This is a genomic window from Tessaracoccus zhenghani, from assembly GCF_054552775.1.
Window position 1 is genome coordinate 1,252,686 of sequence record NZ_CM137275.1, and the last position, 15,895, is coordinate 1,268,580.

Annotated in this window: 13 protein-coding genes and 1 riboswitch; of the genes, 7 read left to right on the forward strand and 6 right to left on the reverse strand. The window is 68.1% G+C overall.

Annotated features, from left to right (window positions below; genetic code table 11):
- Positions 1–10 precede the first annotated feature (10 nt).
- Positions 11–2,125, forward strand: a complete 2,115-nt coding sequence (locus tag ACX1DX_RS06050) for a heavy metal translocating P-type ATPase (protein WP_459397965.1) — start codon at positions 11–13, stop codon at positions 2,123–2,125.
- On the opposite strand, the gene ACX1DX_RS06055 is transcribed toward ACX1DX_RS06050, so the two are convergent.
- On the reverse strand, positions 2,103–2,543 hold the full coding sequence (locus ACX1DX_RS06055; protein WP_182763734.1) for an iron chaperone: 441 nt from the start codon (positions 2,541–2,543) through the stop codon (positions 2,103–2,105). The genes ACX1DX_RS06050 and ACX1DX_RS06055 overlap by 23 nt on opposite strands.
- A 26-nt stretch (positions 2,544–2,569) precedes the next feature.
- Positions 2,570–2,989 (reverse strand): RDD family protein, encoded by a 420-nt coding sequence (locus ACX1DX_RS06060; protein ID WP_245243947.1) that lies wholly within the window; start codon positions 2,987–2,989, stop codon positions 2,570–2,572.
- 202 nt (positions 2,990–3,191) lie between these two features.
- On the opposite strand from ACX1DX_RS06060, the gene ACX1DX_RS06065 reads away from it, so the two are divergent.
- The 3 genes from ACX1DX_RS06065 (at position 3,192) to ACX1DX_RS06075 (ending at position 8,408) form a co-directional block, all read left to right on the forward strand.
- Positions 3,192–4,544: a dicarboxylate/amino acid:cation symporter gene (locus ACX1DX_RS06065; protein ID WP_459397966.1), complete on the forward strand. Its 1,353-nt coding sequence runs from the start codon at positions 3,192–3,194 to the stop codon at positions 4,542–4,544.
- Positions 4,545–4,714: 170 nt separating this feature from the next.
- Positions 4,715–6,136, forward strand: coding sequence for a type I glutamate--ammonia ligase (glnA, locus tag ACX1DX_RS06070; RefSeq protein WP_182763737.1), 1,422 nt, complete (start codon positions 4,715–4,717; stop codon positions 6,134–6,136).
- Between the two features lie 148 nt (positions 6,137–6,284).
- A complete protein-coding gene (locus ACX1DX_RS06075) occupies positions 6,285–8,408 on the forward strand; it encodes an MMPL family transporter (RefSeq protein WP_459397967.1) in 2,124 nt (707 codons plus the stop codon).
- A gap of 1 nt (position 8,409) precedes the next feature.
- On the opposite strand, the gene ACX1DX_RS06080 is transcribed toward ACX1DX_RS06075, so the two are convergent.
- The gene (locus ACX1DX_RS06080) at positions 8,410–9,813 is read right to left on the reverse strand and encodes an MATE family efflux transporter (RefSeq protein ID WP_076058119.1); all 1,404 of its coding nucleotides are present in this window, start codon (positions 9,811–9,813) and stop codon (positions 8,410–8,412) included.
- Between the two features lie 210 nt (positions 9,814–10,023).
- Here ACX1DX_RS06080 and ACX1DX_RS06085 point away from each other — a divergent pair, with 210 nt between their 5' ends.
- The 3 genes from ACX1DX_RS06085 to ACX1DX_RS06095 all read left to right on the forward strand — a co-directional run bounded on the left by ACX1DX_RS06085 (position 10,024) and on the right by ACX1DX_RS06095 (position 12,974).
- Positions 10,024–10,995, forward strand: coding sequence for an MDR family oxidoreductase (locus ACX1DX_RS06085; protein WP_459397968.1), 972 nt, complete (start codon positions 10,024–10,026; stop codon positions 10,993–10,995).
- Positions 10,996–11,061: 66 nt separating this feature from the next.
- Entirely contained in the window at positions 11,062–11,475 is a 414-nt protein-coding gene (locus tag ACX1DX_RS06090; protein ID WP_459397969.1) for a Fur family transcriptional regulator, read from the forward strand.
- 2 nt (positions 11,476–11,477) lie between these two features.
- Positions 11,478–12,974 (forward strand): catalase, encoded by a 1,497-nt coding sequence (locus ACX1DX_RS06095; RefSeq protein ID WP_459397970.1) that lies wholly within the window; start codon positions 11,478–11,480, stop codon positions 12,972–12,974.
- Positions 12,975–13,069: 95 nt separating this feature from the next.
- On the opposite strand, the gene ACX1DX_RS06100 is transcribed toward ACX1DX_RS06095, so the two are convergent.
- The 3 genes from ACX1DX_RS06100 to ACX1DX_RS06110 form a co-directional block, all read right to left on the reverse strand.
- Entirely contained in the window at positions 13,070–14,065 is a 996-nt protein-coding gene (locus tag ACX1DX_RS06100; protein ID WP_459397971.1) for an ABC transporter substrate-binding protein, read from the reverse strand.
- Positions 14,062–14,901, reverse strand: a complete 840-nt coding sequence (locus ACX1DX_RS06105; protein WP_459397972.1) for an ABC transporter permease — start codon at positions 14,899–14,901, stop codon at positions 14,062–14,064. The genes ACX1DX_RS06100 and ACX1DX_RS06105 overlap by 4 nt, the downstream gene beginning before the upstream one ends.
- A gap of 115 nt (positions 14,902–15,016) precedes the next feature.
- A riboswitch (FMN riboswitch) is annotated at positions 15,017–15,145 on the reverse strand.
- A 48-nt stretch (positions 15,146–15,193) separates the two neighbouring features.
- The gene (locus tag ACX1DX_RS06110) at positions 15,194–15,838 is read right to left on the reverse strand and encodes an NAD(P)-dependent oxidoreductase (RefSeq protein WP_459397973.1); all 645 of its coding nucleotides are present in this window, start codon (positions 15,836–15,838) and stop codon (positions 15,194–15,196) included.
- Positions 15,839–15,895 lie beyond the last annotated feature (57 nt).

Genomic DNA, 15,895 nt, shown 5'->3' on the forward strand with positions numbered 1-15,895 from the left:
CGTCGGTGGCATGACTGCTCACCAGCATCACGGGCACCCCGCCCCCACTGCGCCGGAAGCGCGGGGTCACGACGAACACACGGATCATTCCGGCATGACCCACGGGGCGCCCCCCGAGAGCACCGGCCCCGAAGGCCACGGGGGCCGTGGCGGTCACGCCGGCCACGCAGCCCACTTCGGCCGTCTGTTCTGGATCATGCTCGCCCTGGGCGTCCCGGTCGTCGCGCTGTCGCCGATGTTCGCCCACCTGATCGGCTACGACCTCCCTGGCTGGGCCATCTGGGTGGCGGCGCTCCTCGGCACGGTGATGTACGTCTGGGGCGGTCAGCCGTTCCTGACGGGAGCCGTCAGCGAGATCAGGCTGCGGAAGCCCGGCATGATGCTGCTGATCGGGCTCGCCATCACCGTCGCATTTCTGGCCTCATGGAGCGCGACGCTGGGCATCCTCCACCACGAACTGGAGTTCTGGTGGGAACTGGCGCTGCTGATCGTCATCATGCTGCTCGGCCACTGGGTGGAGATGCGCTCGCTGGCGCAGACCACCTCAGCGCTCGATTCGCTCGCCGCACTGCTGCCGGACGAGGCCGAACGCGTCCTCGACGGCGGCGTGGAGAAGGTCTCCCCCTCTGCCCTGGCAACAGGCGACATCGTGATCGTGCGGCCCGGTGGCCAGGTGCCCGCCGACGGCAGGATCACCCAGGGCTCAGCGAGCATGGACGAGTCGATGATCACCGGCGAGTCCAAGCCAGTGGCCCGCAGCGAGGGCGACCAGGTCGTCGCAGGCACCATCGCCACAGACTCGGGCATCCGCCTCCAGGTCACCGCTGTCGGCGACGACACCGCCCTCGCCGGCATCCAGAAGATGGTCCTCGACGCCCAGAACTCCTCGTCGAAGGCACAGCGGATCGCGGACCGGGCGGCGGCCTGGCTGTTCTGGTTCGCCCTCGGTGCCGCCGTGATCACCGCCATCGCGTGGACCGTGCTCGGCGTGCCTGACCAGGCGATCGTCCGCACCATCACGGTGCTCGTGATCGCCTGCCCCCACGCCTTGGGGCTGGCCATCCCGCTGGTGGTGTCGATCGCCACCGAGCGCGCCGCCAAGGCCGGCGTCCTGGTCAAGGACCGGCTCGCGCTCGAGGCGATGCGCACCGTCGACGCGGTCCTGTTCGACAAGACCGGCACGTTGACGGTGGGCGCCCCGGTTGTCGCGGCGGTGCACGCCGTCGGACGCTCCGACGACGAGGTCCTCGCCCTGGCCGCAGCCGCGGAGACCGACTCCGAACACCCCCTTGCCAAGGCGATCCTCCGGCGCGCGGCAGAGCGCGGCATTCAGGTGCAGCAGGCACATGACTTCTCGTCCTCCCCCGCCGTCGGCGTCAGCGCCCTGGTTGAGGGACGACGCGTCCAGGTGGGCGGCCCCCACCTCTTGTCCCAGGAGACCGCAACGGCACTTCCGGTCAGCGAGACCTGGGCGTCCTCGGGAGCCACCATCCTGCACGTGCTGGTCGACGGTGAGCCCATCGGTGCACTGCAGGTCGCCGATGAGATCCGCCCCGAGTCCCGGGCGGCCGTCGAGGCGCTCCGCCAGCGCGGGGTCACCGTCGTGATGATCACCGGCGACGCCCGGGCGGTGGCGGAATCGGTGGCCGCAGACCTCGGCATCGAGCGGGTCTTCGCGGGGGTCCGCCCGGAGGACAAGGCAGGGAAGGTGCAGGAACTGCAGCGGGAGGGGCGGACGGTGGCGATGGTCGGCGACGGCGTCAACGACGCACCTGCCCTTGCCCAGGCCGACGTCGGCATCGCGATCGGCGCGGGCACCGACGTCGCGATCGGGTCCGCCGGCGTGATCCTCGCCGGAGACGACCCCCGGGCCGTCGTCTCCGTCATCGAGTTGTCGCGCGGCGCCTACCGCAAGATGAAGCAGAACCTGTGGTGGGCGGCCGGGTACAACCTGGTGGCCGTACCGCTCGCCGCGGGCACGCTCGCCTCAGCGGGCGTCACCCTGCCGATGTCGGTGGGCGCCATCCTGATGTCCCTCTCGACGGTGGTGGTGGCCCTGAACGCGCAGCTGCTGCGCCGCCTGGACCTGGACCCCGCCTCCGTTACGCGCCGACAGCGCGCTTGATCAGGTCGGAGACCCTCTTCTCCACCTGCGCCGTCCACGCCGGGATCGCGAACGCGGAGGGCCAGATGTCGCCGTCGTCGAGCTTGGCGCTGTCGTTGAAGCCGAGGGTGCCGTAGCGGGTGCCGAACTTCTTCGCCGGTTGGAAGAAGAAGACGATCTCCTTGCCCACCATGTAGGCAGGGAACCCGTACCAGGTCTTGCACCCCATGTCGGGCGCGACCTCCTTCACCAGCGCGTGGAGGGACTCGGCGATCGCCTTGTCGTCGCCCTCCATCTCGGCGATCTTCGCCAGCACATCGGCTTCGGGGTCCTTGGTGGAGCGCGCCCGCTTCAGCTCAGAGGCGCGTTCCTTCATGGCGGCCTTCTCCTCGGCGGAGAAGGTGTCTGCAGCAGCGTCGGTGCGTTTCTTGGTGGCCATGGCGAAATCCTGCCACGCCGAGCGTGCTATTTACGATTGATGACAACAGTTCCGAGCAACAGATCTGTCATGGCACGCCGCTCGGCGCCGATCACGACCGCCGGGATGACGAGGCACTTCAGCGCGGTGCGCACGACGGCGCGCCACCAGCCGACGTGCCGGCCGTCGAGCCGCGCGATCCCGATCCGGGCGATGAGCTGACCGAACGAGCCACCGGTGAGCGCCGTGAGGATGCTCGCCTCCACGAAGTACACCGCCAGGATCATGAACGACCTCCACCCGGTGCCCGTCATCACCTCGATGCCGAAGACCGCTATCGCCACCAGCATGCTGGCGGCCCAGTCGCCGATCATGGCGGCGATACGCGCGCGCCACGATGCGAGCGAGCCACGGCCACGCTCGGGCAGACCGATGGTCTGGCCCGGATAGGTGGTGGTGTCAGTCACGCGGCGCAGCCTACCAGCGGCTCCCCTGCACGCCGTCGGTGAACAGGTTTCGCGGAGTCTTCGGGGACGTGCCATGATGTGTGCATGCTGATGTTCGTCGGTCGACTGTGGGTCGATCTCTGCCGCGTTCCTGCCGGCACCTGTCTGCGCTGACGCGGACCCCTCCCGACGTTCATCCCACCCCAGCTTTCAAGGAATCCTCATGTCCACCATCATCGAGGCGCGCTCTGACGCGCCCACCCGCGAACCCCGCAAACCCTTCTACACCGGCCTCGGCTTCCAGATCGCCGCAGGCCTCGTCGTCGGCCTGATCCTGGGATTCATCGCGCTCGGCATCGGTGCGCCCGCCGAGGGCGAGCGCAACTGGCTCACCGGCCTTCTCTACGAAGTGGGCTCGGCCTACGTCAAGCTCCTCATGCTGCTCGTCGTGCCGCTCGTCGTCACCGCCGTGATCTCCTCGATCGCCCGCCTGCAGCAGGTCAGGAACGCCGCCCGGCTCGCCGTCCAGACGCTCGTGTGGTTCGCCATCACCGCCCTTGCCAGCGTCATCGTCGGCATCGTCGTCGGCCTGCTGTCCAAGCCGTGGCTGACCGCCGGCGTCTCCGGCGACGCCGCCGAACTCCCCAGCCGCCAGGGCGACTGGGCCGCGTTCCTGCTCGGTCTGGTACCCAGCAACATCTTCGGCCTCGGCGTCAACGCCAGCACCACCGCCGAGGGCGTCGTGACCGCTTCCCCGAGCTTCTCGGTGCTGCAGGTCCTCCTCATCTCGATCCTCTTCGGTATCGCCGCGGTCAAGGTGGGCGACAAGTCCGCGCCCTTCGTCGGCTTCATGGAGTCGGCGCTGTCCGTCATCCAGAAGGTCCTGTGGTGGATCATCCGCCTTGCCCCCATCGGCACCGCTGCCCTCGTCGGCCGCGCCGTTGCCACCTACGGCTGGACCTCGCTGGCGTCGCTCGGCTCCTTCGTCCTGGCCCTCTACGTGGGCCTGGCCGTGATCTGGGTGGTCGTGTACCCCGCCGTGCTGAAGTTCAACGGCCTCGACGTGGCGCAGTTCTACCGCAACGTGTGGCCCGCCATCTCGCTGGGCTTCGTGACCCGCTCCTCGATGGGCACCATGCCCGTCACCGAGCAGGTCGTCGAGCGCAACCTGGGCGTGCAGCGCCAGTACGCCAGCTTCGCCGTGCCGCTGGGCGCGACCACGAAGATGGACGGTTGCGCCGCGGTCTTCCCGGCCATCGCCGCGATCTTCATCGCCCAGTTCTACGGCATCGACCTGAACATCACGCACTACCTGCTGATCGCGTTCGTCGCCGTCCTCGGCTCCTCGGCCACCGCCGGCACCACCGGCGCGACCGTCATGCTGACCCTCACGCTGTCCACGCTGGGCCTCCCGCTCGAGGGCGTCGGCCTGCTGCTCGCGGTTGAGCCCATCGTCGACATGGGCCGCACGGCCCTCAACGTCACCGGCCAGGCGCTGGTCGCGGCGGTCGTGGGCAAACGCGAAGGCGTGCTGGATCAGGAGATCTACGACGCGCGTCCGCAGTTCGCTGCCTGACACACGCAAGCTGAGAGGGGTCCGGGCCACGCCCGGGCCCCTCTGGCGTTGCGCTGAGGGGCCTTCGACACCGGGAAAGCTGTAACAGGGCCGTTACCCACCGGCAACTGCCGGGCAAAGATAGGCTCATATCGTTTGGACTCGTCAACCGAGACGTAAAGGCTATCCACATGTTCCAAGGCGCAGACGACCTACTGGCTTACATCAAGGAAGAGAATGTCGAGACGATCGACGTGCGCTTCTGCGACCTGCCCGGGGTCATGCAGCACTTCACCGTCCCAGCGACCGCCTTCGGGCCCGAGGTCTTCGAAGATGGCCTGGGGTTCGATGGTTCCTCCATCACCGGCTTCCAGAAGATCCATGAGTCCGACATGGCCCTGCTGCCGGATCCCACCACGGCCTACCTGGACCCGTTCCGCAAGTCGAAGACGATGAACGTCAACTTCTTCGTGCACGACCCGCTGACCAAGGAGCCCTACTCCCGTGACCCGCGCAACATCGCGCGCAAGGCGGAGGCGTTCCTGGGGTCCACCGGCATCGGCGACACCGCCTTCTTCGCCCCTGAAGCGGAGTTCTACGTCTTCGACGACATCAGGTTCGAGACGTCGGCGAACTCGTCGTACTACCACATCGACTCCGAGGCGGGCGCCTGGAACACGGGACGGATCGAGGACGGCGGCAACCGCGGCTACAAGGTGAGCTACAAGGGCGGCTACTTCCCCGTCGCGCCCGTGGACCACTTCGGGGACCTGCGCGACGACATCGTGCGTCACATGGGCAACGCCGGCCTCGAGGTCGAGCGTGCGCACCACGAGGTCGGCACCGCCGGCCAGGCCGAGATCAACTGGCGCTTCGACACGCTGCTCAAGGCCGCCGACGACGTCATGAAGTTCAAGTACCTCGTGAAGAACACGGCGTGGGAGGCGGGTAAGACCGCCACGTTCATGCCGAAGCCCATCTTCGGCGACAACGGCTCCGGCATGCACGTCCACCAGTCCATCTGGGAGAACGGCAAGCCGCTGTTCTACGACGAGAACGGTTACGCCGGCCTGTCCGACATGGCCCGCTGGTACATCGGTGGCCTGCTGAAGCACGCGCCCGCCCTGCTGGCCTTCACCAACCCGTCGGTGAACTCGTTCCACCGCCTGGTGCCCGGCTTCGAGGCCCCGGTCAACCTGGTCTACTCGCAGCGCAACCGCTCGGCGTGCATCCGCATCCCGATCACCGGTTCGAACCCGAAGGCCAAGCGCATCGAGTTCCGCTGCCCGGACCCGTCGTCGAACCCGTACCTGGCGTTCGCGGCGATGCTGCTGGCCGGCGTCGATGGAATCCAGAACCGGATCGAACCGCTGGCCCCCATCGACAAGGACCTCTACGAACTGCCGCCGGACGAGCATGACCAGGTGCCTACGGTGCCCGGTTCGCTGGGTGCGGTGCTCGAGGAGCTCGAGGCTGACCACGAGTTCCTCTACGCCGGTGACGTGTTCACTCCGGACCTCATCGAGACGTGGATCGAACTGAAGCGCGCAGAGATCCAGGCCATCGCGATGCGCCCGCACCCCCACGAGTTCGAGCTGTACTACGCACTCTGAGCGGGTCACCGGTATTTCGAGGGAGATTGCTGCCACATCGACGCCACAGGGCGCGATGTGGCGGGAATCTCCCTCGAACTGTCTGATCCATCCTTCGATAGAGCCTTGGTCGTCGCGACAGCGCGATGTCTACATCTAGGCTGCAACCGTGAAAACCTCCCGTGGCCTGCGCGCCGTCATCGCCGTTGTCATCACACTCGTCTGGCTGGTGGGCGCGGGCATCGGCGGGCCGTACTTCGGCCGGGTCTCCGAAGTGGCCCAGAACGACGCCGCCCAGTTCCTCCCGGCCGACGCCGAATCGACGTACGTCGACGAGCGTTACCTCGACTTCGTGGACGGCGATACCCTCCCCGCGATCCTGATTTTCACCGCTGAGGAGCCGCTGTCCGAGACCCAGCTGGCCGATCTCGGCACGCTGGCACAGGACCTCTCCGACGAGCAGGGCGTCCTGAGCACCTCCCCCCTCCTCCCGTCCGAGGACGGCCTCGCGGCCCAGCTCTTCCTCGGTCTGGACCCCGATCTCGAGCAGGGGCTCGCCGTCGAGGGCCTGCGGCAGGTGCTGGAGGCGGAGACCCCGAACGGTGTCGAGCAACACATCACCGGCCCGGCAGGCTTCACCGCCGACATCGCCGACGCTTTCGCGGGCATCGATGGCCTGCTCCTCATCGTCGCGTTGGGCGTCGTCCTCGTCATTCTCCTGGTGGTCTACCGCTCACTGATCCTCCCCTTCGCGGTGCTGTCCACGAGCCTCTTCGCGCTGTGCGTGGCGCTGCTGGTCAACTGGTGGCTCGCCAAGGCCGACATCGTCGCGCTGACCGGGCAGACGCAGGGCATCCTGTTCATCCTGGTCATCGGCGCCGCCACCGACTACTCGCTGCTCTACACCGCCCGCTACGCGGAGGAACTGAAGCGCCACCCGTCGCGCGCCACCGCCACCTGGAAGGCGATCAAGGGCGTCGTCGAGCCCATCCTCGCCTCCGGCGGCACCGTGATCGCCGGCCTGATGTGCCTGCTGCTGAGCGACCTCGGCTCCAACCGTTCACTCGGCCCGGTTGCCTCGATCGGCATCGTGTTCGCCATGCTGGGCGCACTCACCCTGCTGCCGGCTCTCCTCTACATGATGGGCGGCACATCATACTGGCCCCGTCGCCCCCGTTACCTGCCCGAGCGCACCGACGATGACCAGCTCACCGAAGGCGTCTACGCCAAGGCGGCCGGTCTCGTCTCCCGCAAGCCGCGAATGGTGTGGATCGTCTGCGTCATCCTGCTGGCCGCCGGCGCTGCGTTCTGGCCCACGCTGAAGGCCGACGGGGTCCCGCCGAGCGACTTCGTGCTGGGCTCCTCCGATGCCCGCACGGGCCAGGAGAAGCTGGGCGAGCACTTCCCCGGCGGCTCCGGCACGCCGGTCCGCGTGCTGACCGACGAAGCCGAACTCATGCCGGTGACCGAGACGCTGCTCGGCACGGAAGGCATCGCCTCGGTGTCGGTCGTCTCCTCCGATTCCCCCGCCGGCACCGCGCCGGTGACGCTGGACGGCATCCAGGCCCTCGGTCCGCCCGGGACCCCGGCGCCCGCCCCTACCGTCAGCGAGGGCGAGGTCATCCTACTGGCCACACTCACCGACGCCCCGGACAGCGAGCTCTCGATCCAGACCGTCCGCGACCTCCGCACAGAACTGGCGGGCACCGCCGAACTGGGCGGCCGCACCGCTGTCGACATGGACACCCGCGACACCTCCGCGAAGGACCTGGCCCTGATCATCCCCATCGTCCTGGTGGTGATCCTGGTGATCCTCATCTTCCTGCTACGCAGCATCCTGGCGCCCGTGCTCCTCATCGCCACCACAGCGCTCAGCTTCGGCACGGCCATGGGTACCGCCGCAATCGTGTTCAACCACATCCTCGACTTCCCGGGCGCGGACCCCTCGGTGCCGCTCTACGGGTTCGTCTTCCTCGTCGCGCTGGGCATCGACTACAACATCTTCCTGATGACCCGCGTCCGCGAGGAGACCGCGAAGCACGGCACCCGGCGGGGCATCCTGCGCGGTCTGGCTGTCACCGGTGGTGTGATCACCTCTGCCGGCCTCGTGCTCGCGGCGACCTTCGCAGCCCTGGCGGTGCTGCCCATCCTGTTCCTGGTGCAACTGGCCTTCATCGTCGCGTTCGGCGTTCTGCTCGACACGTTCCTGGTGCGCACCCTGCTGGTGCCGGCGCTCACCTACGACATCGGCCCGGCCATCTGGTGGCCGTCGAAGCTCCGCAAGAAGGGCTGATTCAGGCGGGGCACACCTGCAGGTGCGGATCTGCCTGCTCTGCGTCCAGGAGGGCGCGGGCGGCAGCTTCCCGCTCTGCCACGACGAGGCGCCGGTGCTGATAGCGCCAGGCGATGAGCAGCGGGATCAGTGCGGCCACCCAGGCAGCCGGTGCCGCCAGGATCACGGCGATGAACCCGACATGAGGGACCACGAAGAGGCCGATGACGCCACGGGCCACGAGCTCCAGCACGCCAGCCATCGTCGGGGCCATCGTCGAGCCGAGGCCCTGGATCACGTGGCGGATCACGAACAGGACAGCAAGGATCGCGTACAGGGCGGCGTTGATGACCAGGTACCGGTGGGCCATGTCCACCACCTGCGGCTCCCCCTCACCCAGGAACATCCGCACCATCAGCGTGCCCCCGAAGAAGATCGCCACCCCGAGCACCAGCGCCATGCCCATGGCAAGCAGGAGCGCCTGCCGCACGCCGATGAGGATCCTGCGCCACTGACGACCGCCGGCGTTCTGCGCGACATAAGTGGTCATCGCAACTCCGACGGTGGCCAGCGGGATCACGGCCACCTGATCGACGCGCATGGCCGCGGTGAAGGCGGCCACCGCGTCGGTGCCCAACCCGTTGATGCCGAACTGCAGCAGCGCTGCGCCGATCGCGATGATCGACATCTGGAACCCGAGGGTGACGCCCAGCTTGGTCGACTCCCTCAGCTTGGGCATCTCCAGCCGCCAGTCCGCCCGGTGCAGGTGCAGGTCGGGCATCCGGCGCCAGATGAGGATGAGGCACAGCACCACCGACACGGTCTGGGCGATCAGCGTGGCCAGCGCGGCGCCGCCCACTCCCGTGCCCAGCACCGCGATGAACACGATCACCAGCACCACGTTGAGGACGGTGGAGATGATGAGGAACACCAGCGGGGTCCGGCTGTCGCCCAGGGCCCGGATGACGGAGCTGAGGTAGTTGAACGCCACCGTGGCGAACGAGCCGCTGAACAGCACGACGAGGAACGTGGTCGACTGCGGCATCAGTTCCTCGGGCGTGCCCAGCCACGTCAGCAGCGTATGGGCCCCCAGCGTGCCGACCAATGTGATCACCAGCGCCACCATGGCGCTGATCAGGACACCCCGGGCCACCGCGCGGCGCATCCCCGGCAGGTCCTGAGCCCCGAAGGCGCGGGCAACCGGGATCGCCAGACCCGCGGAACAGCCGATCGCGAAACCGAACAGCAGGAACTGGAGGCTGCCGGACGCCCCGACCGCAGCCAGGGCATCGACACCCAGCAGGCGTCCGACGACGATGGCGTCGGAGACGGCATAGGCCTGCTGGAACAGGTTGCCGATCAGCAGCGGGAGCGTGAAGAGCACGATGAGCCGGAGGGGCGACCCGACGGTGAGGTTCTTGGCCATGCAGGACCTTCTGGGAAGTTGGGATGAATGGGACCGCGTCGTTGGTGCATCGGGTCGTAGGACTCTTGGGTCCGACGTTCTGCGGCGATCAGCGACAAATTGTATTGCCATAGCTCAAACAACTCAACTCGGCAAGTTTCCCGCGCCGGCACCATCATGGACGCCCTCCCCGCCTTTTCGGCGGAGCGTCCACCGCGTAGGCTGACCCGCATGGTTCGTGCAATTGTGGTTCGTGAGGCAGGCTCTGCGATAGAAGAGGTCGGCGAGGAGTTCCTCGACGGTGACGGCGGGATCGTCGTCGACGTGAAGTTCTCGGATCTCAACTACAAGGATGCGCTCGCGGTCACCGGCCGTCCCGGCGTGGTGCGCAAGCACCCCCTGGTCGCGGGCATCGATCTGGTCGGCCGCGTCGCCGAGTCAGACGATGAGAGGTTCTCCCCCGGTGACTGGATCATGCTCAACGGCGCCGGTCTCTCCGAGACCGAGCACGGTGGCTACGCCACGCGGGCGAGGATCAGCGGCGAGTACGCCGTCGGCCTCCCCGAGGGCCTCTCCCCCGAACAGGCTGCGGCGCTCGGCACCGCCGGCTACACCGCCGCCCTGGCCGTGCTGCGGATCCTGAGCGAGAACATCATCCCGGACGACGGCCCGGTGCTGGTCACCGGCGCCACCGGCGGCGTCGGCTCCATCGCCACCCAACTGCTCTCCAACGCCGGTTATGTCGTCTACGCGACCACCGGCAGGGCGGAGCAGCTGGGCGACTACCTGCGCAGCATCGGCGCCGACGAGGTCATAAACCGCGCCAGCCTCAGCGAGCCCGGCCGGCCGCTCCAGAAGGCCACCTACTCCGCCGTCGTCGACTCCGTGGGCGGACAGACGCTGGCCAACGCCATCGCCCAGACCAACAAGGGTGGTCTGGTGGCCGCCTGCGGCCTGGCCGGCTCCCACGATCTGCCCACCACCGTCATGCCGTTCATCCTGCGGGGCGTCACCCTCGCGGGCATCGATTCCGTGTGGGCCAACCTCGACGACCGGGCCGACGCCTGGCGCATCCTCGCCCGCGGGCTCCAGCTGGACATGCTCGACGCGATCACGGAGCGGGTGGACCTCGACGGCGTGCGCGCAGCCGCGGAAGAGATGATGGCCGGCCAGCGCCACGGCCGCACGCTCGTCACCATCTGATCGGACCATTCATCGGGCTTTTTCCTTCTTTGGATTGTTTCCAGAAAAGGCGCTAAGGTTCCTGTCATGCACGATTGGCCCACCGCACTCAAGGACGCCGGCATGCGCGTCACTGCGGGCCGCGTTGCCGTCCTGACAGTCCTGACAGACCACCCGCACATGCGGGTCGGCGACGTGACGGAGGCGGTGCGGGAACGCACCGGCAGCGCGTCCGTCCAGGCGGTCTACGACAACCTCGCCGCCCTCCACTCCCACGGCCTCATCAGACGCGTGGAGCCCGCCGGACAACCGCCGCGCTACGAGTTGGAGAACGGCGACAACCACCATCACCTGATGTGCCGCAGCTGCGGAGACATGCGTGATGTCCCGTGCGCAGTCGGCGCCGCCCCCTGTCTTTCCGCAGCGGATGACCACGGCTTCGTCATCGACGAGGCCGAGGTCATCTACTGGGGAACCTGTGCAAATTGCAACGAAAGGTGACAATGACCCAGTTCTCCGGCGAGTACCAGCCCACCGGCCCTTCGACCCGCCTGAACGGCGCCCCCGCAGAGTCGGATGCCCACTCCCTGACCGTCGGCAACGACGGCCCGATCGTCCTGCACGACGTCCACCTGGTGGAGCAGCTCGCCCACTTCAACCGCGAGCGGGTGGCGGAGCGCAGCCCCCACGCCAAGGGCTCGGGCGCCTTCGGCACCTTCACGGTCACCCAGGACGTCACGAAGTACACCAAGGCGGCCCCGTTCCAGCCCGGCGCCGAGACCCGCATGCTGACGCGCTTCTCCACCGTCGCCGGCGAGCAGGGCTCCCCCGACACCTGGCGCGACGTGCGCGGCTTCTCCGTGCGCTTCTACTCCACCGCCGGCAACCTCGACATCGTGGGCAACAACACGCCGGTGTTCTTCGTCAAGGATCCGCTGAAGTTCCCCAACTTCATCCGTTCGCAGAAGCGCCACCCCGCCACCGGCCTGCGCAACACGAACATGCAGTGGGACTTCTGGACCAACTCGCCGGAGACCGCCCACCAGGTCACCTACCTCATGGGCGACCGGGGCCTGCCGGCCACCTGGCGCCACATGCACGGCTTCTCGTCCCACACCTACATGTGGGTCAACGCCGAGGGCGAGAAGTTCTGGGTGAAGTACCACTGGCGCAGCAACCAGGGTGAGAAGAACCTCACCAACGCCGAGGCCCAGCGGCTGGCCGGCGAGAACGCCGACTTCCACCGCGCCGACCTGTTCGACGCCATCGGGCGCGGCGAGTTCCCGTCGTGGACGCTGCACATGCAGGTCATGCCGTACGAGGAGGCGAAGACCTACCGCTTCAACCCGTTCGACCTCACCAAGATCTGGTCCCACAAGGACTACCCGCTGATCGAGGTCGGCGTCATGGAACTCAACGAGAACCCGGTCAACTTCTACGCGCAGATCGAGCAGGCAGCGTTCTCGCCGTCGAATTTCATCCCGGGCACCGGCATCTCGCCGGACAAAATGCTCACCGCCCGCGTGTTCGCCTACCCGGACGCCCAGCGCGCCCGCATCGGCTCGAACTTCCACCAGCTCCCGGTGAACCAGCCCATCACGCAGACGAACAACTTCGCCGAGCAGGGCCACATGCAGTACCTGCACACGGGCGCGGCCCCGGTCCACACCTTCAACAGCTACGGGCGTCCGTACTCGGACGCCGAGGTTGTGGATGAGGCGGGCTGGGAGGCTGACGGCTCGCTCGTGCGTGCCGCCATCACCCGGCACGCCGAGGACGACGACTTCGGTCAGGCGGGCACGCTGGTCCGCGAGGTCTACGACGACGCCCAGCGTGAGCGCTTCGTGGAGACCGTCGCCGGCGGCCTCTCCCAGTGCGAGCAGCAGGTCCAGGAGCGCGGCTTCTGGTACTGGAAGCAGGTCGACGAGAACATCGGCCAGCGCATCGAGAACAAGGTCCGCGGCCTCTCCACCATCGAGGACGAGGATTCAGTTGCCTGATTCTGGCCACTGACGGGGGCGGGCTGCCGGTGGGCGGCCCGCCCTTTTCCGTGCCATCTTGGCGCCGCTTCTGCGCCACCCTCAGGACGAACCGCTCAGAGGACGTCGAGGTACGCCTCGGCCGGAGCCGCCTCGATCACGCCGGCCTGGGCGAAGAACTCGCCCATCCGGCCGAAGGCCGTGGTGTCGACGGCGACGCTGACCTGACCGTCACGCTTCCACAACTCGGCGGTGGCGGCCAGCACCTTCTCGGCGGTGGCCCGCTGCTCCGGCTCAGCCATCGCCGGGACGTGCTCCGCGGTGGCATCCAGTGCGGCCTGCGGGTCTGCCACGACGGCCTCTTCGGCCTCCTTCATGCCGAGCGCCACGGCACGCAGGATGTCCTCGGACACCTTCGTGCCGGGCGCGATCAGGCTGGGCCCGACCAGCAGCGCCTCGCCGGGTTCGAAGATGGGGATGGAGACCGACGCGATGTTCTGGTTCTCCAGTTGGACGCCCTCGTTGTTGATGAAACCCATGGCGAAGTCCACCTGCTTGGCGGCCAGCGCAGAGAGCGTCGTGAAGCCGATGTCGACGAGCGTGACCTCGTTCTCCGTGAGGCCGGCCCGGTGGATCGCGCAGAGCGCCGCGTAGTAGCTGGAGCCGAAGTGACCCGGGATGCCCAGCGTGGCCCCGTTCAGTACGTCCAGGCCCGGGTCGGCCCCGAGCGTGGCGGGGTCGCCGCCCATCACCCGCAGCGGGTAGGTCTGGTACGAGGTGGCGAAGGTCCGCAGGTCGTTGCCGCCGGCGTTGGCCACCATCGCCTCATCGGCGGACGCGAAGACGATGTCCTCCTTGCCGCCCAGCACGGCACCCCAGAGGTCTTCCTGCTGGCCGTGGTGGCGCAGCGTCACGTCCAGGCCGTGCTTCTTGAATACACCCTCCCTCACGCCGAGGTAGAACGCGCTGAACTGCACGTTCGGGATGTAGGTGAGCCCGACGGTGAGCTTCCCGTCCCCCACCGCCTCCGGTTGCCTGCTGCCACAGGCGGTGAGGGTGGCCCCCGCTCCCACGGCGAGGCCACCCAGCAGCATGCTGCGTCGACTGATCATGTTGTTTCTCCTTGTAGGCGCGCCACTGCCGCTCGCTCCAGAAGCTGGACGAACGCGTACAGGGCCATGGCTGAGAGGCTGATCCAGGCGACCACGGCGAAGACGCCGGCGGTGTCTGCAGCCTCGCGGGACAACGTGAGCAGGGTGCCCAGACCGGCGCCGCCCATGACGAGTTCGCCGACGACCGCACCGGTCATCGCGAGCACCACACCGCCGCGCACGCCGGCCAGCACCGACGGGGCCGCCATGGGCCCCTCGATGTGGATCAGGCGTTGCCAGGCGCTGGCACCGTCGAGAAGGGCGTTCTCCACCACACGCATGTCGAGGGACCGGAATCCGACGATGGTGGTGGTCACCATGGGGAAGAAGGCGACGATCGCACAGAGCACCGCAATCGGGATGGTCCCGTAGCCGATCCAGAGCACCAGCAGCGGCGCCGTCGCTACGAGCGGCACTGTCTGCGTGATGGCGACGACGGGCTCCATCACCGCTGCGAGCAGCCGGGAATGGGTGATGACGATTCCCAGGGGGATCGCGACAAGGACGGCGAAGGCGACACCCAGGAGGGCCGCGCTCAGCGTCGGCGACAGATAGCGCCACGCGATCCCCAGCTGCGCCTGCGAGACCATGCGGGCGACGACGTCGCCAGGGCCGGGCAGGTAGAGCGGTTCGATCAGGCCGACGCCGGTCACCGCCCACCACACGCCCACCGCGAGGATGAGCGCAATGGTGGCAGGGATCCAGCGGCCGGCGGTGGGCCTGGTGCGTGCGGGGTAGGCGGACCAGAGCCCGAGGTGCGCAAGCCTGCGCGCCCTACGTCGCTCATCGGTGGTCATCTGCCCCGTCACTCCTTGTCCAGGCCCGGGGCACGCGTCGACAGTATGACCCGAGCAGACCCTCGACACCTCGCTGGATCGCGAGACGTCAGGGCGCATCAAGCACGCCGTCGGCGACGAGTTCCTCCCATCCAGACTTTAACTGTCGGTCTCGGAATTTCACCGAGTCAGCCCTTCTGGAGATCCAGAAGAGGTCGCGGACTGTCACCGCCGGTTCGGACTTACACCGACCCCGGAACACGTTTGCCGTCAACATTAGCACCGCGGCGCCGGAGTGCGCGTTTCCGCCGTCTCAGTAGGCGACCGTGAACCGCTGGCGACGGTGCGCCGGGCGCTCGATCTCGTCGACGAAGGCCTGTGCGTAGTCCTCGCCCGAAATGAACGAATTGCCCTCGTCATCGGTCAGCAGCACGTCGCCGCCGAGGCGGAAACTGCCCAGCCGCTCGCCCGGCGCGAACGCACCGAAGCCACCGGCGGGGCTGAGGAAGAACCAGTCGAGCGACTCGTCGCTGCCTCGCAGGTCCTCCAGCAGCCCGGCCATCTCGGTGGCCTCCGGCTTGAGCCAGTCCGGGAAGCCGTCCGTGTCGACGAGGCGGGGGCCACCCGGGGCGACCTCCAACGACGCGGCGCCACCGACGACGGCCAGCCGGGCGCCCGCTGCCCGGGCCTCCTCGGCGATCGTCCGCATGACCTCCCGCAGGCGGCCCTCGAGTTCACCGCGGGGCGACAGGGCCGTCGCGACCACGTCGGCGCCGGCGACCATCTCGCGGACGGCGTCGGGGTCGGACACGTCACAGGTGCGGTACGTCACCGCGTCGGTCTTCTCGTCCGGGACATGGCGGGAGACCGCAGTGACCTCGTGTCCGCGGGACGAGGCCTCGCGGACGATGTTGCTGCCGGCGTAGCCGGTGCCGCCGATGATCACGATGCGTGCCATGGGTGCAGTCCTTTCTCCAGGGCCTCTGGTAGCTGCCCACTGGAGCAAACCTAGTCC